Origin of the sequence: Acinetobacter sp. 226, from assembly GCF_048147925.1 — a bacterium.
GTDB classification, from domain to species: domain Bacteria; phylum Pseudomonadota; class Gammaproteobacteria; order Pseudomonadales; family Moraxellaceae; genus Acinetobacter; species Acinetobacter pecorum.
This window is the reverse complement of sequence record NZ_JAYWYX010000001.1, coordinates 71,761-94,541: the sequence shown is the minus strand read 5'-3', so window position 1 is coordinate 94,541 and position 22,781 is coordinate 71,761. Positions and strand designations below refer to the sequence as shown.

20 protein-coding genes are annotated in these 22,781 nt (G+C 44.1%); 17 read left to right on the top strand and 3 right to left on the bottom strand.

The window, feature by feature from the left end:
• Position 1: 1 nt before the first annotated feature.
• The gene (locus tag VXP95_RS00380; RefSeq protein WP_004280362.1) at positions 2–580 is read right to left on the bottom strand and encodes an ANTAR domain-containing response regulator; all 579 of its coding nucleotides are present in this window, start codon (positions 578–580) and stop codon (positions 2–4) included.
• Between the two features lie 503 nt (positions 581–1,083).
• On the opposite strand from VXP95_RS00380, the gene nirB reads away from it, so the two are divergent.
• From nirB to VXP95_RS00315, 13 genes are all read left to right on the top strand, one after another.
• Positions 1,084–3,630, top strand: a complete 2,547-nt coding sequence (nirB, locus tag VXP95_RS00375; RefSeq protein ID WP_416711136.1) for a nitrite reductase large subunit NirB — start codon at positions 1,084–1,086, stop codon at positions 3,628–3,630.
• Between the two features lie 24 nt (positions 3,631–3,654).
• On the top strand, positions 3,655–5,265 hold the full coding sequence (nirD, locus tag VXP95_RS00370; protein ID WP_416711135.1) for a nitrite reductase small subunit NirD: 1,611 nt from the start codon (positions 3,655–3,657) through the stop codon (positions 5,263–5,265).
• A gap of 182 nt (positions 5,266–5,447) precedes the next feature.
• Positions 5,448–8,225 (top strand): molybdopterin-dependent oxidoreductase, encoded by a 2,778-nt coding sequence (locus VXP95_RS00365; RefSeq protein ID WP_416711133.1) that lies wholly within the window; start codon positions 5,448–5,450, stop codon positions 8,223–8,225.
• Complete coding sequence (gene mobA / locus VXP95_RS00360; protein WP_416711132.1) at positions 8,222–8,848, top strand: molybdenum cofactor guanylyltransferase; 627 nt, start codon at positions 8,222–8,224, stop codon at positions 8,846–8,848. The genes VXP95_RS00365 and mobA overlap by 4 nt, the downstream gene beginning before the upstream one ends.
• Before the next feature lie 230 nt (positions 8,849–9,078).
• A complete protein-coding gene (gene moaA / locus VXP95_RS00355; RefSeq protein ID WP_416711131.1) occupies positions 9,079–10,107 on the top strand; it encodes a GTP 3',8-cyclase MoaA in 1,029 nt (342 codons plus the stop codon).
• 2 nt (positions 10,108–10,109) lie between these two features.
• Positions 10,110–10,376: a MoaD/ThiS family protein gene (locus VXP95_RS00350; RefSeq protein WP_416680223.1), complete on the top strand. Its 267-nt coding sequence runs from the start codon at positions 10,110–10,112 to the stop codon at positions 10,374–10,376.
• A gap of 1 nt (position 10,377) precedes the next feature.
• Positions 10,378–10,887, top strand: a complete 510-nt coding sequence (locus tag VXP95_RS00345; RefSeq protein WP_416711129.1) for a molybdenum cofactor biosynthesis protein MoaE — start codon at positions 10,378–10,380, stop codon at positions 10,885–10,887.
• Between the two features lie 78 nt (positions 10,888–10,965).
• Positions 10,966–11,889, top strand: a complete 924-nt coding sequence (moaCB, locus tag VXP95_RS00340) for a bifunctional molybdenum cofactor biosynthesis protein MoaC/MoaB (RefSeq protein ID WP_416711128.1) — start codon at positions 10,966–10,968, stop codon at positions 11,887–11,889.
• The gene (locus VXP95_RS00335; RefSeq protein WP_416711126.1) at positions 11,886–13,127 is read left to right on the top strand and encodes a molybdopterin molybdotransferase MoeA; all 1,242 of its coding nucleotides are present in this window, start codon (positions 11,886–11,888) and stop codon (positions 13,125–13,127) included. Before moaCB ends, VXP95_RS00335 begins: the two co-directional genes overlap by 4 nt.
• Positions 13,128–13,153: 26 nt before the next feature.
• Positions 13,154–13,918: a molybdate ABC transporter substrate-binding protein gene (gene modA / locus VXP95_RS00330; protein ID WP_416705680.1), complete on the top strand. Its 765-nt coding sequence runs from the start codon at positions 13,154–13,156 to the stop codon at positions 13,916–13,918.
• Positions 13,919–13,924: 6 nt separating this feature from the next.
• Positions 13,925–14,608, top strand: a complete 684-nt coding sequence (modB, locus tag VXP95_RS00325) for a molybdate ABC transporter permease subunit (RefSeq protein WP_416680215.1) — start codon at positions 13,925–13,927, stop codon at positions 14,606–14,608.
• Between the two features lies 1 nt (position 14,609).
• Positions 14,610–15,251 (top strand): ATP-binding cassette domain-containing protein, encoded by a 642-nt coding sequence (locus VXP95_RS00320; protein WP_064096754.1) that lies wholly within the window; start codon positions 14,610–14,612, stop codon positions 15,249–15,251.
• 328 nt (positions 15,252–15,579) lie between these two features.
• Positions 15,580–16,929, top strand: a complete 1,350-nt coding sequence (locus tag VXP95_RS00315; protein WP_064102881.1) for an MFS transporter — start codon at positions 15,580–15,582, stop codon at positions 16,927–16,929.
• Positions 16,930–17,231: 302 nt separating this feature from the next.
• On the opposite strand, the gene cynS is transcribed toward VXP95_RS00315, so the two are convergent.
• Positions 17,232–17,681, bottom strand: a complete 450-nt coding sequence (gene cynS / locus VXP95_RS00310) for a cyanase (protein ID WP_064096756.1) — start codon at positions 17,679–17,681, stop codon at positions 17,232–17,234.
• A 286-nt stretch (positions 17,682–17,967) separates the two neighbouring features.
• On the opposite strand from cynS, the gene VXP95_RS00305 reads away from it, so the two are divergent.
• The 3 genes from VXP95_RS00305 to VXP95_RS00295 all read left to right on the top strand — a co-directional run bounded on the left by VXP95_RS00305 (position 17,968) and on the right by VXP95_RS00295 (position 21,014).
• A complete protein-coding gene (locus tag VXP95_RS00305; protein ID WP_064096757.1) occupies positions 17,968–18,777 on the top strand; it encodes a formate/nitrite transporter family protein in 810 nt (269 codons plus the stop codon).
• A gap of 66 nt (positions 18,778–18,843) precedes the next feature.
• Positions 18,844–20,574, top strand: a complete 1,731-nt coding sequence (locus VXP95_RS00300; RefSeq protein WP_416711125.1) for a protein kinase domain-containing protein — start codon at positions 18,844–18,846, stop codon at positions 20,572–20,574.
• A 239-nt stretch (positions 20,575–20,813) separates the two neighbouring features.
• On the top strand, positions 20,814–21,014 hold the full coding sequence (locus VXP95_RS00295; RefSeq protein ID WP_064096759.1) for a hypothetical protein: 201 nt from the start codon (positions 20,814–20,816) through the stop codon (positions 21,012–21,014).
• A gap of 161 nt (positions 21,015–21,175) precedes the next feature.
• Here the strand turns inward: VXP95_RS00295 and VXP95_RS00290 are convergent, their stop codons facing one another.
• Entirely contained in the window at positions 21,176–21,343 is a 168-nt protein-coding gene (locus VXP95_RS00290; RefSeq protein WP_416711123.1) for a hypothetical protein, read from the bottom strand.
• Positions 21,344–21,648: 305 nt separating this feature from the next.
• Between VXP95_RS00290 and VXP95_RS00285 the strand changes: the two genes are divergently transcribed.
• Entirely contained in the window at positions 21,649–22,566 is a 918-nt protein-coding gene (locus tag VXP95_RS00285) for a LysR family transcriptional regulator (protein WP_064096760.1), read from the top strand.
• Positions 22,567–22,781 lie beyond the last annotated feature (215 nt).

The window sequence follows — 22,781 nt, the reverse complement described above, 5'->3', positions numbered from 1 at the left end:
CTTATTGGCCCAATAACAGCTTCTGTGCATCCAGTAAGCGTCTGGCCATTTCACCAATGGTGATCCGGTGACTCATGGCGTTTTTACGTAATAAAGCAAAAGCCTGTTCTTCTGTTAAGGCATGTAGCTGGATGAGCAGGGCTTTAGCTTTATCGATATCTTTACGGTCAATGAGCTTGTCCTGGGTTTCTTTTAAATCATTTAGCAGCTTTTTATGCTTACGGAACTGTTCAATCGAAATTTCCAGAATGCTTTCTAGTTTGGTGGGATCAATACCATCGACGATATAAGCCGTGATTCCGGCATCAATGGCACTTTTGATGGTGTCTTTATTGGAGTTCTGGGTAAACAACACGGTGGGAAGTTCATATTGGCTGACACAGCTTTCAATAATATCCCGATGCGGATGATCCATATTCAGCAGGATCACATCTGCATGAATACCCTTAACATGTACCATATTCAGGTCATTCAGGATTAAACAGGCCACCACCTGAAAATCATGTGAAAGTAAGGATTCCTGGATGAATTGGGCGCGCTCCAGATCATCATCAATAAGAGCAATTCGTAATTTGGACATGGAATATTTTCAAGTAAGGCCTAAGGAATATTCAAGCAGGAGTAAAGCAAAAAACATGCCATTAAATTGGTGCATAAAATTCTATTTTTCTGTTCAATTTGGTGCATAGCTTTAGGGATTTCAGCTGATAGCTGATCAAAATGAAGCATTTAGGTAGATCATCTGCCTGGAATAAGGCGTTTTCTTGTTGGAAAAGTTGGCACGGTTTCTGCATCTATTAAATCGTCAAAGATGACTTTCAATACTAACAACGGCCAACGATGTCCGTTCTGATCGTAATTGCATTTTCAAAAAATGTGATTGGTATTTCGTTCAGCACAGGATAAATGACATGGTCAGTTGTTCAGCAATACAAAACGCACAAGCGTTTCAACCCTTCCTCCAGCATTACAAAGCGCTAGGTTGCGGTATTCACAACATATTTAATCAGCAGACATATCAATGCCTAGACATGATATGCGGCTTTTTATCATCTTTAAAAAAACAATAGTTGGAGTACAGATATGAAAATTCTCATGATTGGGCATGGCATGGTGGGGCATAAATTCATCGAATCTGTACTGGAACAGGCCGGTGATGACATTGAGCTGACCATTTTGGCGGAAGAGCCGCATTTGGCTTATGATCGGGTACATTTGACTGAATATTTCAGCGGCAAGTCGGTCAAGGATCTGAGCCTATGCCGTAGTGATTTTGCCGATGCCTATGGCATTGATTTGCGTCTTAATACCAAAGCAGTTGAAATTGATCAGCTCAATAAAACCGTCACCACCAGCCAGGGTGATGTGCTGAATTTTGACAAGTTGATTCTTGCTACCGGCTCTTATGCCTTTGTACCGCCAATCCCGGGCAATGACCGTCAGAATTGCTTTGTTTATCGTACCATTGAAGATCTGGATGCCATTCGCGCAGCCAGCCTGAATGCCAAAACCGGTGTGGTAATTGGCGGTGGTCTGCTGGGTCTGGAAGCAGCGAAGGCTTTGCGAGATCTGAATCTGGAAACCCATGTCGTAGAATTTGCTCCGCGCTTGATGGCGGTGCAGATTGATGATCTGGGCGGCCGGGTACTGCGCTCTAGAATTGAAGACCTTGGTGTCAAGGTGCATACCCAAAAAGCAACCTCATCTATTGAAGATGGTTACAACGCTCAGCATGTAATGAAGTTCGGAGATGGTTCGGTACTTGAAACCGATATCATCCTGTTCTCGGCCGGTATTCGTCCGCGTGATGAACTGGCGCGCCAGAGCGGCCTGCTGATTGGTGAGCGTGGCGGCATCATCATTAATGATTATTGCCAGACCTCACATCCGGACATTTATGCCATTGGTGAATGTGCACTTTGGGACAATAAAATTTATGGTCTGGTTGCACCGGGCTATGACATGGCGCGGATCGCGGCAAAACATGTACTGGACCAAGAGAGCCATGCATTCGCTGGTGCCGACATGAGCACCAAGCTCAAACTGATGGGTGTGGATGTTGCTTCTATTGGTGATGCACACGCCATGTCACCAGATGCCTTGAGCTATTTCTATGCTGATGAAGCCGCGCAGGTTTATAAAAAAATCGTGGTGTCAGCAGACAAAACCAAGCTGCTGGGCGCAGTGCTGGTGGGCTGTGCCAAAGAATATAGCGATCTTCTACAAATGATGCTGAATGGTCTGGCTGTACCGGAGCAACCAGAAAGCCTGATCATGCCGGGCTTTGATCAGTCAACTTCAAAATCAGGTGGTAGTGGTATCGATTTATTGCCTGACAGTGCGACCATCTGTTCCTGTAATAACGTTTCCAAAGCTGATATCTGTTCAGCCATTGATGGCGGTGCAACTTCATTGGGTGCACTGAAAAAATGCACCCAGGCTGCAACGGCGTGCGGTGGCTGTGCGCCACTGGTAACGCAGGTTCTCAAATCTGAATTACAACGTCAGGGTGTCACGGTGAACAATCACCTGTGCGAACATTTTGCCTATTCGCGTCAGGAACTGTATCACCTGGTACGCGTGCATGAAATCAAGACTTTCTCTGACCTGATTCAGCAACATGGGCACGGCATGGGCTGTGATATCTGCAAACCGACTGTAGCCAATATTCTGGCATCCTGCTGGAATGATTTTGTTCTGAAACCAAGTCATGCCGGTTTGCAGGATAGTAACGACTACTACCTCGGCAATATCCAGAAAGATGGTTCCTATTCGATTGTGCCACGTGTGGCAGGCGGCGAGATTACTCCGGATGGCCTGATTACCATCGGTCAGATCGCCAAAGATTATGGTTTATATACCAAAATCACGGGCGGACAACGAATTGACATGTTTGGTGCACAGGTACATCAACTGCCTGAAATCTGGGAAAAACTGATCAATGCCGGTTTCGAGTCCGGACATGCTTACGGCAAATCCTTACGTACGGTGAAATCTTGTGTGGGTAGTACCTGGTGCCGTTTTGGAGTCGATGATTCTGTCGGCTTGGCGATTTTCCTGGAAAATCGTTATAAAGGCCTGCGTTCACCACATAAAACCAAAATGGCAGTATCCGGCTGTACCCGTGAATGTGCAGAAGCACAGAGCAAGGATGTCGGTGTCATTGCCACCGAAAAAGGCTGGAATCTATATGTATGCGGCAATGGCGGCATGAAACCGCGCCATGCTGAACTGCTCGCTTCGGATCTGGATACTTCCACACTCATCAAATATATTGACCGCTTCTTTATGTTCTATATCCAGACAGCAGACCGCCTGCAGCGCACCAGCGTATGGCGTGACAATATGGAAGGCGGGCTGGACTATCTGAAAGATGTCATTGTGCATGATTCACTGGGTATTGCTGCTGAACTGGAAAGCCGTATGCAGCATGTAATTGGCACTTATCAGGATGAATGGCGCAGCGCGATTGAAGATCCTGAAGTACGCAAACGCTTTAAGACCTTTATCAATGCCAAAGCAGCCGAGCAGAATGACCCGCATATTCAGTTTGCGCCTGTACGTGGCCAGATTCGTCCAAAGACAGAAGCTGAACGTGATTTAAACCGTATTCCAGTGGTTGAAGCCTAAATACCACAGTCAGGGAGAATGAAAATGACAATTTTAAAAGACATGAACGAACTGAACTGGTATGAAGTCTGCAATCTGGATGAGATCACTCCGAATACCGGTGTGGCAGCCCTGATTGAAGATCAGCAGATTGCAATTTTTCGCGTGGGTCAGGAACAGCGGGTTTATGCACTCAGCAATCAGGATCCGTTTAGTCTGGCCAATGTCATGGCACGTGGCATTCTGGGTGATCTGCAAGGTGAGCGTGTAGTCGCATCCCCAATTTACAAGCAGCATTTCAGTCTGGTGACCGGTCGTTGTCTGGAAGAACAAGAGCAGAAATTACTGGTATTTCCAACCCGAATTGAAAATGGCAAAGTTCTGGTGAGTCCGACTCCACAAAAAACTTATATTTCCAGTAATGGTCAAAACACAGAGCGCTTAAAACTGGTACTGATCGGGAATGGACTGGCGGGTATGCGTTGTCTGGAAGACTTGCTGGATATGGCGCCAGATCGTTATGACATTACCGTGATTGGGGAAGAGCCATGGGGCAATTACAACCGGATCATGTTGTCACCGGTATTGTCTGGTGAGAAAAGCTTTGCCGAAATTATGCTGCATTCAGCCGACTGGTATGCTGAAAAAGGCATTCGATTCATTGCTGGGGATGCTGCCATCGCTATCGACCGTTCGCGTAAACAGGTCCACACCCAACAAGGCGAAGTCGTTGCTTATGATCGTCTGATTCTCGCCACTGGTTCCAAACCCTTCATGCCACCTATTCCGGGTGCTGAACTTGAAGGCGTGATTAGCTTCCGGGATATTCAGGATGTTAACCGCATGCTGGATTACTGCAAAACCAGGCAAAATGCCGTCGTGATTGGAGGTGGGTTGCTGGGTCTAGAAGCAGCTTATGGACTGAAGCAGCAGGGGATGAATGTAACTGTGCTGCATCTGATGGACCGTATTATGGATCGTCAACTGGATATGAAAGCCAGTCAAATGCTGAAAAAATCAATTGAAGATAAAGGCATCCGGATCATCACTGAAGCCAACACCGAAGAGCTGCTCGGTATAGACGGCCACGTGACTCAACTGCGTTTAAAAGACGGGACAGTGCTGGATGCTGATTTGGTAGTTTTTGCCGTCGGGATTCGACCAAATAAAACTCTGGCTGAACAGGCTGGCTTGCGCTGCAATCGTGGAGTACTGGTGAATGACACCATGCAAACCTATGACCCGAGTATTTATGCAGTGGGTGAATGTATTGAGCATCGTGGTCAGACTTTTGGATTGGTTGAACCCTTATGGGGACAAGCCTTTATCTGTGCGACGCATCTGGCTGAACATGGCCGACTGACCTTTAAGGCACCGACTGTTCCGACCCAACTCAAGGTCAGTGGATGTGATGTCTTCTCGGCCGGAAATTTTGAACCTCAGGATGATTTTGAAGATATCGTGCTGAATGATGAAAAACGTCAAATCTATAAACGGATCATTATTCAGCAGGACAAGGTCATTGGTGCTGTGCTATTTGGCGATACCGAAGATGGGGCTTGGTATGCAGAACTGATTGCAGACCAGACACCAATTAGTAATATCCGCAGCAAACTGCTTTTTGGTCGGGATTTTGCATTAAAAAAGGCAGGGTAATCGGATAAACCTCCTCCAAACCCTCTTTGAAAAAGAGGGGAACCTCCCTCCTTTGCTAAAGGAGGGTTGGGGAGGATTAAAACTTTTGAGATATAGAAAATATTTAAATCAAACCTGTAAAAACTAGATATCAGAGATTTGGTGAAACACGTGAATTTGGATGATTAAGGAGCACAGCAGCAATGAATAGTATTCCGGTTATGGAACTAGATAGCTCTACTGAATCCCAAATAAAAACTACTCAGACGACCTGTCCTTATTGTGGAGTAGGCTGTGGCGTCATCGCGCACGTAAGCCAAACCCCGATGGGTGAAAAGGTTGAGATTGAAGGCGATGTTCAGCATCCTGCGAACTTGGGCAAGTTGTGTATTAAAGGCAGTCATCTTGCCGATACACTTGGCTTAAAAACCCGGCTTCTGCATCCGATGACAGGTCGAAAAGAGCAGCGGCAAATAAGCACTTGGGATCATGCCATTTCTAGTATTGCCAATAAATTTCAGCAATGTATTGATCAATATGGACGCGACAGCATCGCCTTTTATGTCTCCGGCCAGCTTTTGACTGAAGACTATTATGTGGTGAACAAGTTTGTAAAAGGCTATCTGGGTACTGCCAATATTGATACCAATTCAAGACTGTGCATGTCATCTGCTGTGGCGGCACATAAACGGGCTTTTGGCGAAGACCTGGTACCAGCCAGCTATACAGATTTTGAGCAGACAGAAATGGTGGTTCTGGTAGGTTCCAATACTGCCTGGTGCCATCCGGTGCTTTATCAGCGCATCATGAAAGCCAAGGAAGAGCGGGATTTATTCGTGGTGGTGATTGATCCGCGCTTTACTGCAACCTGTGAAGCGGCAGATTTACACTTGCCGATTTTACCAGGTCAGGATGTCGCGCTGTTTAATGGCTTGTTGCAGTATCTTCAGCAAAATGGTCATGCCGATCTGGATTTTGTTACCCAACATACTCAAGGTCTGGAGCAGGCGCTTGCCAGCAGCTCGACAGAGTCATCACTTGAAAGCGTGGCAAAATGTACCGGTATTGCTATTGAAAAATTAACCTTATTTTTTCAGAAATTTGCACAGACCGAAAAAATCATGAGCCTGTTTTCCATGGGCGTAAACCAATCCTCTCAAGGAGTAGACAAGGCCAATAGCATTATCAACTGTCATTTATTGACAGGAAAAATAGGCAAACCCGGTTCGGCACCTTTTTCCATGACCGGACAGCCGAATGCCATGGGCGGACGGGAAGTCGGTGGACTGGCCAATATGCTGGCCAGTCATCTGGATCTGGATAATCCGCAGCATCAGCAACTGGTGCAGGATTTCTGGCAAAGCCCGGTCATCGCGCGGCAGCCCGGATTAAAAGCGGTAGATTTATTTCAAGCGGTGGAAAGCGGGAAAATCAAGGCCATCTGGATTATGGCCACCAATCCGATCGTGAGTTTGCCCGATGCAGATCAGGTTAAACGCGCTCTGGAAAAGTGTGAATTTGTGGTCGTTTCCGATATTTGTCTCGACACCGATACCACGCAATATGCCGATGTACTGTTACCGGCATTGGGTTGGGGCGAAAAAGATGGCACAGTCACCAATTCGGAGCGCCGTATTTCCCGGCAAAAGGCTTTTTTGCCGGCTCCGGGTGAAGCCAAAGCAGACTGGTGGGCCATTTCTCGGGTGGCTCAGGTCTTAGGTTTTCGCGGTTTTGACTTTAGCAATAGCCATGACATTTTTCTGGAACACGCCCGTTTATCTGCCTATCAGAATGGTTCACTTTCGCAACGCGCAGATACACCCAATTTTCGCTATTTCAACCTGCAAGGTTTAACTCATCTCGGTTTTGCGGAATATCAGAATCTGGCATCGATCCAGTGGCCGGTTTGGGATAAGCAAGAAGTTCATCAGGTTGGTCAACTATTTAGCCAAGGCCAGTTTAGTCATGCAGATGGCAAGGCCAGATTGGTGCCGACGATTGCAGCCGATCCGGTACATGCTATTTCTGCTGAATATCCTCTGATTCTAAATACCGGACGCATTCGTGATCAATGGCACACCATGAGCCGTACCGGATTATCTGCCAGTTTATCCCAGCATCGTACTGAGCCTTATTGTGAGTTGCATCCGCACGATGCGCTGAAATATGGCTTGAAAGATGCCGAGCTGGTCGAGGTGAAATCCGCTTGGGGAAGTTGTGTACTCCGTGTGCAATTTTCACAAAATATGCGACGTGGCCAGATTTTTGCACCGATTCATTGGAACGACCAGTTTGCGTCCGATGCGCGGATTGGCAAAGTGGTGAATCCGGTGGTTGACCCGATTTCTGGCGAACCAGAATTTAAGCATACTCCAGTGATGATCCAGCCATTTTATACCCAGTGGCAGGGCGTGCTGTATGTGCGGGAAGGCTTTGAGCAGCAGATCCAGACCATAATTGAAAATACGGTGTGGTGGAGCAAAATTCAAACCACTCAGGCCATCCGGTATGAACTGGCAGACCGGCGCAGGTTTTCTGACATCACCGGGCAGATCAAGAGCCTGTTAGCCTTTGATGATGAAAGCTTTGAATGGCTGAATCTCGAAGATCAAACGGCGCATATCAGTCATAGTGTGGTGCTTCAGGATGGCCAGTTAATTGCCAGTTTCTATATTGCACCCCCGGAGTTGTTGCCAGATCGTGATTGGGTTGCCAGCCTGTTTAAACGCGAACGTCTCAGCGCCTTGCATCGTAAGGCATTATTGGCAGGTCAGGCCATGTCCATTAGCAACAGTGAAGGACCACTGGTGTGTAGCTGCTTTAAAGTCGGTAAAAACCGGATTATTGAAACCATAAAAACAAAAAATATCACACATGAAAAACAGGTGACCGCCTGTTTAAAAGCAGGAGGGAATTGCGGTTCATGTTTGCCAGAAATTAGGGGCCTCATTAAAGCCTGTCAGACGGAGTACATAGAATGACAAGAAAAACTGTTAAAACCGTTTCATACCCAGAAACCGAGGTGGTGATTCTCGCGGGTGGTCAAGCCCGGCGTATGAATGGCATCAATAAATTACTGCAAAAATTCGATGATGAAATCCAGCTGATTAAAATTCATCAGCAGATGAAATCACGTACCGCCAAAGTCTGGGTCAATAGCCACCGGGATCATTCCATCTATAAAATGATGATTCCATCCATTGATTATTATCAGGATGATGAAGCCGGCTTTCAGGGCCCGTTGATGGGCATGAAAAGTGCATGGTCGCATGTGCAATCAGACTATGTGCTGTTTGTGCCTTGTGATGTGACTTATATTCCCAAAAAAGTCATTTCACGTTTACATCAGGCCATGCAAAGGCACCCTGAGTGCAAAGTGGCAGTGGTGGAGATTAATGAGCGAGCCCTGTTTCCATTCTGCCTGATGAAACGCAGTAGCTTGCCAACACTGATTCAGCATCTTGAGCAAGATCAGCGCAGTTTAAAACTCTGTTTTTCCGATTTGCATGTGCAACGGGCAAGTTTTAAAAACCGTGCCCTGTTTTTTCACAGTATTAATTCATTTGACGAGTTACAGCAGTATCAGCAGCTCAGTTTTCTCTGATATTGAGCAACTAAAAACCGAATCAGTATTTTTTGATTCACCAAAATATTCCTTTTTGCATCTATTTAAGGGAGGTTTTGGACTAAAAAAGAACAAATATCGTCCACTAGCGTTAATTAAAATTAAATTTGTGCAAAGTTGGAACATTTATTGCTCATTCATAGTGAAGAAATAGGGCAGTGAACCAAAACTGTTAAATAACCGTGCAGCACTCATCATGGACAGTAGTAATGAACAGCATGACAGCTTTAGCACCTCGCAGTATCTTTCAGGATCAGTTTGGACGGCAGAAACGTAAGTTACGTATTTCTGTGACTGATCGCTGTAATTTCAAGTGCAGCTACTGCATGCCTGAGCATCCGGAATGGATGAACAAAAAAGATCTGCTCAGTTTCGAAGCACTGTATGCATTTTGCGAGTTGATGGTGCGCCATGGCATTGAGCAAATCCGGGTAACTGGTGGTGAACCGCTGATGCGTCAAGGCATTGTGCATTTTATTGCCCACTTACAAACCCTGAAAGCATTAGGCCTGAAACGTATTTCCATGACCAGCAATGGTCATTATCTCAAAGACTATGCACAAGCCTTAAAACAGGCCGGACTGGATGACCTGAATATCAGCCTGGATAGTCTTGATCCGGAACAGTTTCAGCAATTAACGAAAAAACAATTACAACCCGTCTTACAAGGCATTGCTGCTGCCCAACAGGCAGGTCTATCAGTCAAGATCAATAGCGTGCTGCTTAAAGGCATTAATGACGATCAGATTATGCCTTTAGTGAAATGGGCGCAGCAGCAAAAGCTGGAACTGCGCTTTATTGAGTTTATGCCGCTGGATGGTGATCAAAAATGGAATCCAGCCGATGTGGTGAGCGAACAGGATATTTTAAACCAGCTCAAAACTGAGTTTGAGATCAGCCGTTCTCAAGAGCAAGCGGCTAATCCGGCGCGTGGCTATCTGGTCAATGGACTGCCACTGGGGATTATTTCTACCATTACCCATTCATTTTGTGGCGACTGTGACCGCTTGCGCTTGAACGCACAGGGTGAGTTTTATAACTGTTTGTTTGCCAGACAGGGCCTGAACCTGAAAGCGGATATCGAACAATTGGCTCGTGATGGATTTGCCACCAATACATTAAAGGACAAGCTGCATTATTACATCTGGCACAAAGAAGCCGGTTTCCATGCGATCCAGCAGCAAGCGCAAACCCAAAAGCCCATTCGAAAAATCAGTATGCACAGTATTGGAGGATAAATATGTCACTCACGGATCAAAATTCGATTGAGATAAAAATTGAAGCTTTTGGTGCAATTGAACGGCAACTTCCGGCTGATTTAAGCCTGCTGTGTGTCGCAGAGATTCCAGTTTCTACCGTTCTGGATCAATTGCTGGTGCTTTATCCGAATGTAGATTCAATGCTAGAGCGCTGTGCCTGTGCCATCGGTGAGGACATTATTTCCAGACAGCACGTATTAACTCAGGACAGTACGCTGGTGCTGTTATCGCCTGTCGCAGGAGGTTGAGATGCAACTGAAGCAATTTTCCCGAATCCAGCAGAATGCTTTCCAGTTAGAGGATTTTGATGGAATCGCCAATTTTCCAGAATGTGGCGGCATCGGCATTTTCATCGGTACAGTACGCAATCACCATCAAGGTAAAGCGGTTCGTGCCTTGAAGTATACAGCTTATGCGCCTGTGGCTGAAAAAATGATCCGTGAAATTGAACAGCAGATTCAGGCCAAATATCAGGTGTCTTATGTACGTGTGGTACATCGTATTGGTGCACTGGACATCGGTGAAACCGCCATTATTGCCTTGGCCTATGCAGCCCATCGTCGTGAAGCATTCGCTGCCTGCGAGGAAGCCGTTGAACGGGTGAAACATGAAGTGCCAGTCTGGAAAGAGGAATTTTATATGGATGGGAGCAGCCAGTATGTCGAAGGCTGCTGTATCCGCAAAGATCACGAGCCTGCCCATTCTCATGCTACGCAGCATTCAGACACTCATCACTGTACGCATCATGCTGCACATTAAGCCTGAGCTCATATTCAGCATAACTATCACTTCAACTAATCAATTACAGCATTTAAATAAATATTTCAGGAACAGCGCATGAAAAATGTAGGGATGAAAGCAGAAAGTTATCGTACTGCCATTGCGACAGGCATCTTGCATGCACCACCACATTGCATCGAGCTGTTACGTCAGGGCAATACCGAAAAAGGCGATGCGCTGAAAACCGCCCGTATTGCCGGTATTCTGGGTGCTAAACGGACCGATGAATTGATTCCACTGTGTCATCCATTACCGATTTATCGTGCCGATGTGGAATATGAACTGTGTGATGCGCATGTCGAAATTATTGCTACCGTGGAAACCATTGGACCAACCGGTGTGGAAATGGAGGCTTTGACAGCGGTAAGTCTGGCGGGTCTGACCTTGTACGATATGCTGAAGCCGCATTGTGAACCGGAAGATTTGTCGTTGGATCAATGCAGGTTGCAGCAGAAAAAAGGTGGAAAATCACATTTTACCCGCGTACTTAAAGAGAGTCTGTCCGCTTCAGTTATTGTACTGTCCGATACGGTCGCAGCAGGCAAAAAGCCGGACACTGCCGGACAAAACGTACTGGAAATTTTGCAAGAGGCTAATTTTAACTCTATTAGTTATCAGGTCATTCCCGATAGCCCAGAACAGCTCTTGACCCTGATTGAACAGCAGAAAAATCAGTATCCGCTAATTCTAACTGTGGGCGGTACTGGTTTAGGTCCTAAAGACCTAACGGTTGAAACCCTGCAACCTTTGCTGCAACGGGAAATTCCCGGCTTGATGGAAGCTTCACGTAGTTTTGGGCAAAAACGTACCCCTTATGCGGCATTAAGTCGTGGCGTGGCGGGCTATATTGAGAACAGTCTGGTGATGACCCTGCCGGGAAGTCGGCAGGGTGCAAAAGAATCCCTGATCGCGGTACTTCCTGCGTTGGTGCACTTGTTTGATGTACAAAAAAATATTCCACATGCGGGAGGCTATCAATGAATCAGGCACTTTCGCATTCAGCCTGCGGTGCTGAACCGGGACTGATTTCTGTTGATCAGGCGCTGCAGATGTTACTGGAACAGACCCATGTCTTGGCAACTGAAAGCCTGCCGCTTGCTCAGGCTCTGAATAGCTATCTGGCAGAAGCGATTGATTCGACCATACCATTGCCGCTGTTTTCACAAAGTGCTGTAGATGGCTATGCGCTTTGTAGCTCAGACATGGTTAGTGCACAAAGCACTTTTGAACTCATTGGAGAGATTCGGGCAGGACAAAGCATCAAAATTGAATTGCAGCCGGGGCAGGCGGTCCGGATTTTTACCGGTGCCAGGATTCCGGCAGGCACTACAACGGTCGCCCGTCAGGAAATTGTCGAATACCATGCCAATCAAATCATTATCACAACAGACCTAAAACCTCATGCGGATATACGTGATGCAGGCGAGGAAATCGCTCAAGGGCAGTGTCTGGCAGATGTAGGACAAAAACTGCATGTAGGTGCAATTGCAGCTTTAAGTATGGCAGGTGTGAAGCAGGTTTCAGTCTATCGTTATCCTAAAATCACCGTTGTGATTACTGGAGATGAAGTTGCTTCCAGCATTGAAGACCTGAATTCCGGCAAAATCTTTGACGCCAATGCTCCACTAATTCAGGCCTGGTTTCAGTCACAGGGACAAAACGTAGATATTCTGCATGTGTCCGATTGTGAGTCCGAACTGCAATTATTACTGAACCGACTCAAACACCAATACGATGTCATCTTGACCACAGGCGGGGTTTCGGTAGGTGATTATGATTTTATTCGCCCGGTTGCCCTGAAGCAGGGTTTTGAGCAGATTTTCTGGAAAGTGAAGCAGAAGCCCGGAAAACCGATGTTATTTGCCAAGTATCGTCGAGATGATCAAAGTTACTGTTATCTCTTGGGTTTACCGGGAAATCCGGCTGCCGTGTATGTCGGGATGAAACTCTATATGGCAACTTTATTGAATGCCTTACAAGGGAAAAAGCAGTCACCTGCATGGCTCAGTGCGGTGATGACGCATGATTTGAAAGCGGATGCACGCGAGCGATTTTTAAGAATGGCTGCCGAATTTGATCAGGGTAACTTACAACTCAAGAGCCTGGCAAAGCAGCAGTCGCATATGCTGAGTAATCTGATGCAGGCCAACTGTCTGGTCCGTATTCCGGCAGGAACAGAAATCCATGCTGGTCAAGTCCTACAGGGTTTATGGATTTAAACTGAATGCAAAGTAGAAATAAACAGATGCAACTTTTCAGAATCTTATTCATCGGCATGCTGCCTATATCCGGCTTAACACATGCTGAGACAGTAAAAATATATGCTGCAGCCAGCCTGACCAATGCAATCACTGATATTTCCAAGCTATATCAGCAGCAACATTGCAATATTCGGATTATTCCTGTTTTTGGAGCCTCTTCTGTGCTGGCCAGACAGATTGCAGCGGGAGCTGAGAGTGATATCTTTTTTTCTGCAGATCTTGAATGGATGCATAATTTACTTAAAAAACAAAAAATTTCGATCGGTCAGATTCGACCTTTGCTCTTGAATGAACTTGTATTGATTAGTCCTATTCAGAAAAAAAATCATTTTAGAATGTCAGCCGACTTTAATTTTGCTAAAGCCTTTCAAGGTTATTTATGTACTGGGCAAATGGAATCGGTGCCTGCTGGGAAATATGCCCAGCAAAGCTTAACCCGGCTGGGCTGGTTGAATCCGCTTCGAGGCAGAATAGTCGGTACGGATAGCGTTCGTTCAACCTTGGCTTTTGTAGAACGTGGCGAATGTCAGGTCGGTATTGTGTATAGAACCGATGCATTAATGAGTAAAAAAGTTAGAATTTCGGGAGTATTTCCAGCCAGTACACATCGTCCGATTGTGTATCCGATTGCTTTAACCCGGCAGGGCCAGAAAAATCAGGCAGCAATCCAATTTTCTGAATTTATCCAGACGAACGCACAGGCCAGACAGATTTTTCAGAAATATGGCTTTAAGCTTAAGGTAGGCTAACTGCTCATGCTTACACCAGAAGAATTGAATGCCTTAGCGCTTTCAGCCAAAGTGGCGGGCTTTGCTACAGCGGTGTGCCTGCCATTTGCTATCGCCGTAGCATGGCTGCTGGCACGTTATGAATTCAGGGCCAAATTTCTCGTAGAGGCAATATTGCAGATGCCTATGGTACTGCCGCCGGTAGTACTGGGCTATCTTCTGCTCCTGCTATTTGGCTATCAGGGGATAATGGGGCAATATCTGCATGCATGGGGAATTCAGCTGATATTTAACTGGAAAGGTGCTGTACTGGCAGCAATAATTGTGGCATTTCCTTTAATGGTTCAACCAATTCGCTTGTCTTTTCAAATGATCAACCGACAGTTAGAACAAGTGGCAGGATCTCTGGGCGCTGCACCATGGCGGGTATTCTGTAGCATTAGTCTGCCATTGGCTTTGCCGGGGATTTTAATCGGCAGCATTTTATGTTTCAGTCGCAGTCTGGGAGAATTTGGTGCCACGATTACTTTTGTCGGTAATATTCCCGAAGAAACCCGTACGATTCCTATCGCCATTTATAGCCTGTTACAGCAGCCTGATGGAGAAAGCATGGCCATGCGTCTGGTCATTTTATCTCTGATTCTGGCTTTTTCTGCCTTGATTGCAAATTACTGGATCATGCAGAAGTATCAACGTAAATTGGAAGCTTAAGATGTTGAAGTGTGATTTTCAGTTTAATTACGAAAATTTCCAGCTACAGGCCAATCTGGATATGCAGATGCAGTTGATTGGTATTGTCGGAGCATCAGGAAGTGGGAAAAGCACCTTTTTAAAAAATATTGCAGGACTATTAAAACCATCACAAGGCTTTATTCATTTTCAGCAAAAAATACTATTTGATCATCAGCAGAAACTGAATATTCCTGTTCATCAAAGAAAAATTGCTCTGATTTTTCAGCAAGCCTTGCTGTTTCCGCATCTGAATGTCATGCAGAATTTAAAATATGCAGAACAGCTAAATATAAAAAATAAAGGTCAGCAGAAATTTATGTTTGAAGACATTGTGGAGTTACTCGAATTAAAGCCACTACTTCGGCATCGGGCGCATCAACTTTCTGGTGGACAGGCACAGCGTGTTTCTATTGGGCGTGCACTTTTATCTTCTCCCGATCTATTACTTTTGGATGAACCTTTAAATGGACTGGATCAAAAGCTGAAAAACCAGATTTTACCCTTTCTGAAAATTGTGATTAATCAAACAGATTTACCTATGATTTATGTGACTCATCATGTAGATGAAGTGGCGTATTTACAGGCACAGGTGCTGCATTTTGAAAAGGGAAAAATAGTCTGATTCAATGCTGCACCGATTTAAACCAGCAATGATTCCGAGCAGGTCATCCTCTCGCTGTTTTGCAAAAAATGCCTCAGAAGATAACTATTTTTTCACTATTTTTAAGAAAGAAACATCTAAGTTAAAAGCCTGAATATAAATTATTCTATACAAAACAATATCTTATTTTATTTTAAAAACAATCTGGCATGACCTGTGCATATATCTGATTAAAGTCAAAGAAGACTCTACATTTGTATGACGGCCAATGACGTCCGTTCTGATCGTTACTGATATGCCTCGGCATCACAGTGAATTAAATAAGTTCAGTTCTGGTAAGGAAATGGCTATGTCTTCAAATACAAGTCTCAATAAAGCAACAAAAATAAGTCTATTTAACTTCAGTACTTCAGCGATGCGAGCCTTCCATATGAGTTGGCTCGCTTTTTTTGTCTGTTTCTTTGCGTGGTTTGCCTGTGCACCGTTAATGCCCGTCATTGCCGGTGAATTCAGCCTGACCAAAGAGCAGATCGCCAATATCAATATTGCCGCAGTCGCCATTACAATTCTGGTGCGTCTGATCGTAGGGCCGTTATGTGACAAGTACGGTCCGCGTAAAACCTATACCGCTTTACTGATTATTGGCAGTATTCCAGTGTTTGGTGTGGCGTCGGCCAACAGTTATGAATCTTTCTTGTTTTTCCGTTTATTGATTGGCGCCATCGGTGCCAGCTTCGTGATTACCCAATATCATACCAGTATCATGTTTGCGCCAAATGTGGTGGGAACGGCAAATGCGACTACAGCCGGTTGGGGTAATGCCGGTGGCGGTGCGACTCAAGCCCTGATGCCTTTAATGCTGGCTGCTTTGGTGATGTTCGGTGTAGAACAGGCAATGGGATGGAGAATTGCACTTCTGGTTCCGGGTATTCTGATGATCATTGTCGGTGTATTGTACTGGAAGTTCACTCAGGACTGTCCACAAGGCAATTTTAAAGAACTCCGTGCTCAAGGTATTTCTGTTGGTAGCGATAAAAAAGGCGGCCTTGCAATCTTGATGCATGCCGCACGTAACTACCGTGTGTGGATTTTGTTTGGAGCTTATGCAGCCTGTTTTGGTATTGAAATTTTCATCCATAACATTATTGCCTTGTACTTTGTCGACAACTTCCAGTTTGGCCTAAAAGAAGCAGGCATGGCTGCCGGGATTTTTGGTTTACTGGCATTGTTTGCCCGTGCCTTGGGTGGCATTGTTTCAGACAAAGTTGCGATTCAAAAAGGTCTGGATGGTCGAACCAAAGTCCTATTTGCCTTGATCATGCTGGAAGGTCTGTTTCTTATTCTATTTTCGCAAATGAACAGCGCGACCTTGGCGATCATGGCGATGACTATCTTTGCCTTGTTTACCCATATGGCATGTGGCGCTACCTATGCACTGGTGCCTTTTATCGACCGTGATGCCTTGGGTGGTGTGGCCGGTATTATTGGAGCAGGTGGCAATGTCGGCGCGGTAGCTGCAGGTTTCCTGTTAAAAGGCATGCTGGATATTCAAACCACTTTGATGGTACTGGGTGGCTTGGTGGTGATTGCTGCAAGTTGTGTGTTGATGATCCGCTTCTCTGTCGAGCATAAAGAAAAAGAACAGCTGTTATATGAACAGGCAGTAAATGAACGTCATCTGGCGGAAGCACAGCAATAACACAACACGCCCTGATATAAAATGAATTGACAAAAAGGATAGCAATATCCTTTTTGTTGGTTTTGCTAACTCAATAATAAAATGATGAACTCAATATTCAGGATAGGAAAGTATTATTTTAAAAGGACAGGATGATTGAATTAATCGGATAAACAATAAAAGTATTTATAGTTTATATATTTAATTTGAGATGAAAAAATTATATATGTTTTAATAAAGATTATTAAAAAATAAATAAATTTAATAAGTGCAGATAAAATAAAAGCCATTTTAATAATGGCTTTTTTTTAAAAAAAAGTAGATCAATAAGTTTTATAAGGTAAAAACTTTCCGGATAATACGACATTCACCCGATCTCCGTTTGGATTATTCTCTCGTTGAATATCCATGCTGAAATCAATTGCACTCATAATTCCATCTCCGAATTCTTCGTGGATCAGTTCTTTAATGGTCATACCATAGACGTTGACAACCTCATACCAGCGATAAATCAGCGGATCTGTCGGCACACTAGTTGGCAGAGAACCTTTATAAGGTACGATTTGCAGCCAGGCAATGGCTTCATCAGTCAGTCCAAATATTTCACCAATTTTTTCAGCCTGTTCTTTATTAAAAGCCATCTGACCTAAACATGCAGCAGTCACCCATTCTTTAGAAAGGCCTATAGCTTCAGCGACATCTGCCCATTTGATAGACTTTAAAACTTTCGCTGAAATAATCATGTCTGTCACTTGTTGACGATGGCTAATCATAATCTTCTCCAATAGCTATATTTAAAAAATGACCACTATAGATAATGCAGAGATTGTGCCAATATAATTATAAGGATTAAATTTTAAAATAATTTATATTATTTTTATTAGTCGTTTAAAATGAGTGGCACGCTATTTGCTTTTATCTTTATTAAATATGGCAATGGCGCCATGACACGATTAATCTGTTTGAATAATGCAAGGCAAAGACGCCTAGGGTTGAAATAGACTTTAGGCGTTTTTTATTTGCAAACAGGCAAGTTATTTATATAAAGGGGATAAAAATATGGCTTATCTTGCTCCTGCAGAGTTTGCAAAAAAAGTAGTTGATGCCGGTGAGGCAAAACTTCATATGGCAACGCGTGATGTTTTGATTCGTGCTTTTATGGCAGGTGCAATTCTGGCGCTGGCAGCAGTATTTGCAGTTACTGTGGGTATACAAACAGGAGTACCGCTGATCGGTGCACTGTTATTTCCAGTTGGCTTTTGCATGTTGTATCTCTTGGGCTATGACCTGCTCACTGGGGTATTTGTATTGACCCCTTTGGCTTGGCTAGACAAACGACCAGGGGTGACGTGGTCACGTATTTTAAAAAACTGGGGTCTGGTTTTTTTAGGTAACTTTGCCGGATGTTTAACCGTGGCAGTGTTAATGGCCGCTGTCTATACCATGGGTTTCGCCGCTGAACCGAATGCGGTCGGGGTGAAAATTGCCCATATAGGTGAAGACCGGACTTTAGGCTATGCCGAATATGGTCTTGCTGGCTGGATCACGATTTTTATCCGCGGCATGCTGTGTAACTGGATGGTATCACTTGGTGTAATTGGTGCCATGATGTCAACCACGGTCAGCGGCAAATTCATCGCGATGTGGATGCCAATCATGCTGTTTTTCGCCATGGGCTTTGAACATTCAGTCGTGAATATGTTCCTGTTCCCATTTGCCATGATGATGGGCGGTGATTTCTCGATTACAGACTACTTCTTGTGGAATGAATTACCGGTTGCACTGGGGAATCTGGTGGGCGGTCTGGCACTGACAGGTCTGGCGCTCTATACCACGCATGTACGTACTGGCGCTAAAAAAGAATTCTAATCTAAGCATGATGATTTATGTCTTGAGATTAAAGGGATCGATTCGATCCCTTTTTGAGTATTTAAAATGAATAAAAAATTAAAGATCAGCATTGGGCAATATTCTTCTGCTGGAATCAAAGCACAGAATCAGGATTTTCACGGGGTCTATATTCCTGAAGGCCACGCGCTTAGCAGTAAGGGAATTGCCTGTGCAATTGCAGACGGGATCAGCAGCAGCAATGTCAGTCATATTGCAGCAGAAACTGCGGTCAGCAGTTTTCTATCGGATTATTATTCGACTTCAGATGCATGGAGTACTCAAACTTCAGCGGCACGGGTCATTCGTGCGACCAATTCCTGGCTCTATGCACAAACCCAGCAGAGCCGCGGGCGTTTTGATAAAGATCAGGGTTATGTCTGCACCTTTAGTGCACTGATTTTGAAACAAAACAGGGCGCATATTTTTCATACAGGCGATAGCCGGATTTATCGCATTCAGGCACAAGCCATTGAACAGTTGACGGCTGATCACCGGGTTTTCCTGTCATCAACAGAACATTATTTAAGTCGTGCACTGGGTGCCGACCATCGTATCGATGTCGATTATCAGCAGCTTGAATTATGTGAAGATGATTTATTTATCTTGATGACAGATGGTGTCTATGAATTTATGGAGATGCAGCTCATCTCGGAGATGCTGCAACAGAAACAACATCTGGATATCATTGCCAGGTCGATAATCGAACTGGCCTTAAAGCGGGGTAGTGATGACAATCTCACCATTCAAATCATTAAAGTGGAACAGTTGCCTGAGGAGGAATCCTTTCATATCAAGAGCCATGTTTTATTTCCGCAACAGCTGAGTCATGGCGACCTGTTTGAAGGTTATCGAATTGATAAAATCCTGCACCAAAATCATCGCAGCAGCCTCTATTTGGCGCGTGATGAAGCGACACAAAATCAGCTGGTCATTAAAACCTTGTCTGTTGATGTGCAGGATGACCTGAAAGCCGTAGAACAATTCCAGCTAGAAGACTGGGTATCGAAACGCTTGAAACATGAAAATCTGCTGCAATGTTACCCGCATAAGGGTAGCAAAAAGTTTTTATTCCAAAGCTATGAATACTTGCAAGGGGAAAGCCTAAGTCGCTGGCTGCATCGTCAAAAAACAGCTTTAACTTTACAGCAGTTGCTTCCCATCATTGAACAGGTGGCCAAAGCACTGAATGCCATGCACCGTCTTGAAATGCTACACCAAGATGTACGACCAGAAAATGTCATGCTGCTTGAACCAGCTGATACCTTGAAAGTGAAACTGATTGATTATGGATCGACGGCAGTCAGAGGTCTGGTTGAACTGAATCCCAAACATGCAGACGTTCCTTTAGGAACCTTGGCCTTTATGGCACCTGAGTATTTTATTAGACGTTCGCCCTCAGTAAAATCAGATCAGTTCTCGCTGGCGGTGATGAGTTATTATTTATTGACCAGACAATTGCCTTATGGGACAGACTTGGCGCGCTGCAAGAGTGAAAAGGCCTTAAAGCAGGTTCGATATCATCCACTTTATGAGTATCGACCGGATCTGCCATATGGGCTGGACAGTATTTTCAAAAAAGCGCTTTCTCTTCATCCGGAACAACGATATGAGGCTCTTTCAGCATTTATATATGAGCTGAAGCACCCAGATATCATATTAAAAAAATCTGTTTCACTTCCCTTCATTGAAAAGTATCCAGTCACTTTCTGGAAATCCTGCACAGCAGTTCTGCTGTTGTTATTGCTCTGGGTAGTTGCATTGCACTTTAGCCAATAAAAATAATTAAGATATGCTAGTGAACAGTTTTTGTTTTGAGGTACAAGGGTGACGTAGATTATGTAGCAATATAACAGTCAAAATATCTGTTTATTTTTTTATTTTAGATGATTGGCTATGGGCTTATGAAAAGAAGCTCTATAAAATAAAAAGTGCAGATAGATCACAGATAAGCATAAAAATATTGGAATAATAATTGCTTATTTTTAATACCACTAGAATAAAAAGGTAAATAAGCCATGAAACTTCAATTTTTTAGGCTGATATTAATCGCGAGTAGCTTCATTGTGATGAGCCAAACCAGTTTCGCGGGAGATGGGGGCTTACGTTTTGCTGAAAAGAATCAGGAAAAAGTGGCACAAATACAGGCCAAGAAAAAAGTAGCAAAAACACAAGCTCAGCCCCTACAAGCAAAAGCCAGTACAGAGCCGAAACAGTAAAACAGCAGCCATATAAAAAGACTTACCGTTCTTCCTAGATCTGATAGATAAAATGTAGAGTTTGGAATAGATAGACCGAAATTTTTGCAATGCTCGTAAATAAAAAACTCCCCGCATATTTTAAACCATGGGGAGTTTTTTATTTTGCATCTCAGGGAAAATTACTGAATTTGTTCCTCATCCTGTCTTTCCTGACGCAATTGATCCCGCTGACGCTGTGGATTCTGGATGCCTAATTGACCGCGCTGGATTTCCCGATCCTGTTTTTCTTGCGGATCAAGTTGTTCTTCAGTGAGTTCTTCATCATTTCGATCGATTGGATTCTGCATGGTCTTTTATCCTCTAAAATACTGTCTGTTTTTATTGTATGAATACAGCAAAATTAGTCTGTGAGTTTTATGCCTGAGTTATTTTTCTAACGTGTTGCAGCTGTAAGTTTAAGCAATATTTTATGGGGGGAATTTAATTAAAATAATTAACTGTATAAAAATTATAATTTTAACTTATGACAATCCTAGATGAGTCATACTCATTAATTTTCAATTTAAATGAAAAAAAATAACTAATTGTGAGCGATTGGGGTATGCTAAAGACAGAACAAATGTGATTACTTTTTGAATTTTCGGTATTTCCCATGATAGAACTCCGCCATTTAAGAACCCTGACCGCTCTGCGGGAGCATGGCTCCCTGGTTGCAGCCGCAAGTGATTTATGTTTAACACCATCGGCCTTATCACATCAGCTACGTGAGCTTGATCAGTGGTTTGGCGTTGAAGTGGTAAACCGGCGTAATCGTCCTGTAAGTTTTTCAAATGTGGGGTTACGGTTATTAAAACTGGCAGATGAAATATTACCGCAAGTTCAAAGTGCACAGGGTGATATCAGCCGTATTGTGCATGGTCAGACCGGGAGAATTGTCTTCTCTTCCGAATGTCATAGCTGTTTTGACTGGCTAATGCCATTGCTTAACCAGTACCGGATGCAATATCCGGATGTAGACCTGGACTTTGCCTCAGGTTTTGAATCGAACCCCCATGAATTACTGCAAACTGGAGAGTTTGATCTGCTGATCACTGCTGATCCAATTGCACTCAAAGGCATTGAATATTTTCCTATTTTTGAATATGAATCACGCCTGGTTTTATCCAATACTCATCCCTTGGTAAGAGCAAAACATATTACTGTTGAGGAGCTGGCTGAAGAAACGCTGGTGACTTATCCGGTAGATAAACACCGTTTGGATATCATGTCGCGTCTGTTTATCCCCGCTAATGTATTACCTAAAGCTATTCGTACCACTGATTTAACCCAAATGCTGATCCAGCTGGTAGCCAGTGGGCGCGGGATTGGTGCATTGCCAGACTGGGTGGTAAATGAATATGAACAAAAAGGCTGGGTGACTTCACGCCGTTTAGACTGTGTGGCGCCTGAAGGATTGCGCCGTACTTTATACGCTGGCTATCGTACAGAAGAAAAGCAGAAAGATTATTTTGAAGGCTTCTTGAAACAGCTGGACCGTTTTTCCAAAAAAAGGCAGGCTTATTACAACTAATCAATGAAAAATTGAATATCTTTAGACTTATTACTGCTAAAAAATCCTGTTAGTCAGGATTTTTTAATTTTAACTTTCCTGGTCTGCATCATTTTGATTGATCTATAAGATGATGCAGCTATTAATCCAGCTTTTGAATTTAATGAACTGGTTTAGTCGATCATAATTTCTGACAAGTATTACATTTTGCCAAGTGGGAATACATCTGTGCAGAA

What these genes read in the sequence shown, in the direction of transcription:
- VXP95_RS00380 (WP_004280362.1), bottom strand. Translation starts at nt 580, where the DNA reads ATGTCCAAATTACGAATTGCTCTTATTGATGATGATCTGGAGCGCGCC.
- VXP95_RS00290 (WP_416711123.1), bottom strand. Translation starts at nt 21,343, where the DNA reads ATGCAGAATCCAATCGATCGAAATGATGAAGAACTCACTGAAGAACAA.
- moaCB (WP_416711128.1), top strand. Translation starts at nt 10,966, where the DNA reads ATGAAAAATGTAGGGATGAAAGCAGAAAGTTATCGTACTGCCATTGCG.
- nirB (WP_416711136.1), top strand. Translation starts at nt 1,084, where the DNA reads ATGAAAATTCTCATGATTGGGCATGGCATGGTGGGGCATAAATTCATC.
- mobA (WP_416711132.1), top strand. Translation starts at nt 8,222, where the DNA reads ATGACAAGAAAAACTGTTAAAACCGTTTCATACCCAGAAACCGAGGTG.
- VXP95_RS00365 (WP_416711133.1), top strand. Translation starts at nt 5,448, where the DNA reads ATGAATAGTATTCCGGTTATGGAACTAGATAGCTCTACTGAATCCCAA.
- VXP95_RS00320 (WP_064096754.1), top strand. Translation starts at nt 14,610, where the DNA reads ATGTTGAAGTGTGATTTTCAGTTTAATTACGAAAATTTCCAGCTACAG.
- VXP95_RS00295 (WP_064096759.1), top strand. Translation starts at nt 20,814, where the DNA reads ATGAAACTTCAATTTTTTAGGCTGATATTAATCGCGAGTAGCTTCATT.
- VXP95_RS00335 (WP_416711126.1), top strand. Translation starts at nt 11,886, where the DNA reads ATGAATCAGGCACTTTCGCATTCAGCCTGCGGTGCTGAACCGGGACTG.
- VXP95_RS00285 (WP_064096760.1), top strand. Translation starts at nt 21,649, where the DNA reads ATGATAGAACTCCGCCATTTAAGAACCCTGACCGCTCTGCGGGAGCAT.
- nirD (WP_416711135.1), top strand. Translation starts at nt 3,655, where the DNA reads ATGACAATTTTAAAAGACATGAACGAACTGAACTGGTATGAAGTCTGC.
- VXP95_RS00300 (WP_416711125.1), top strand. Translation starts at nt 18,844, where the DNA reads ATGAATAAAAAATTAAAGATCAGCATTGGGCAATATTCTTCTGCTGGA.
- modB (WP_416680215.1), top strand. Translation starts at nt 13,925, where the DNA reads ATGCTTACACCAGAAGAATTGAATGCCTTAGCGCTTTCAGCCAAAGTG.
- cynS (WP_064096756.1), bottom strand. Translation starts at nt 17,681, where the DNA reads ATGATTAGCCATCGTCAACAAGTGACAGACATGATTATTTCAGCGAAA.
- VXP95_RS00345 (WP_416711129.1), top strand. Translation starts at nt 10,378, where the DNA reads ATGCAACTGAAGCAATTTTCCCGAATCCAGCAGAATGCTTTCCAGTTA.
- VXP95_RS00315 (WP_064102881.1), top strand. Translation starts at nt 15,580, where the DNA reads ATGTCTTCAAATACAAGTCTCAATAAAGCAACAAAAATAAGTCTATTT.
- VXP95_RS00305 (WP_064096757.1), top strand. Translation starts at nt 17,968, where the DNA reads ATGGCTTATCTTGCTCCTGCAGAGTTTGCAAAAAAAGTAGTTGATGCC.
- moaA (WP_416711131.1), top strand. Translation starts at nt 9,079, where the DNA reads ATGAACAGCATGACAGCTTTAGCACCTCGCAGTATCTTTCAGGATCAG.
- modA (WP_416705680.1), top strand. Translation starts at nt 13,154, where the DNA reads ATGCAACTTTTCAGAATCTTATTCATCGGCATGCTGCCTATATCCGGC.
- VXP95_RS00350 (WP_416680223.1), top strand. Translation starts at nt 10,110, where the DNA reads ATGTCACTCACGGATCAAAATTCGATTGAGATAAAAATTGAAGCTTTT.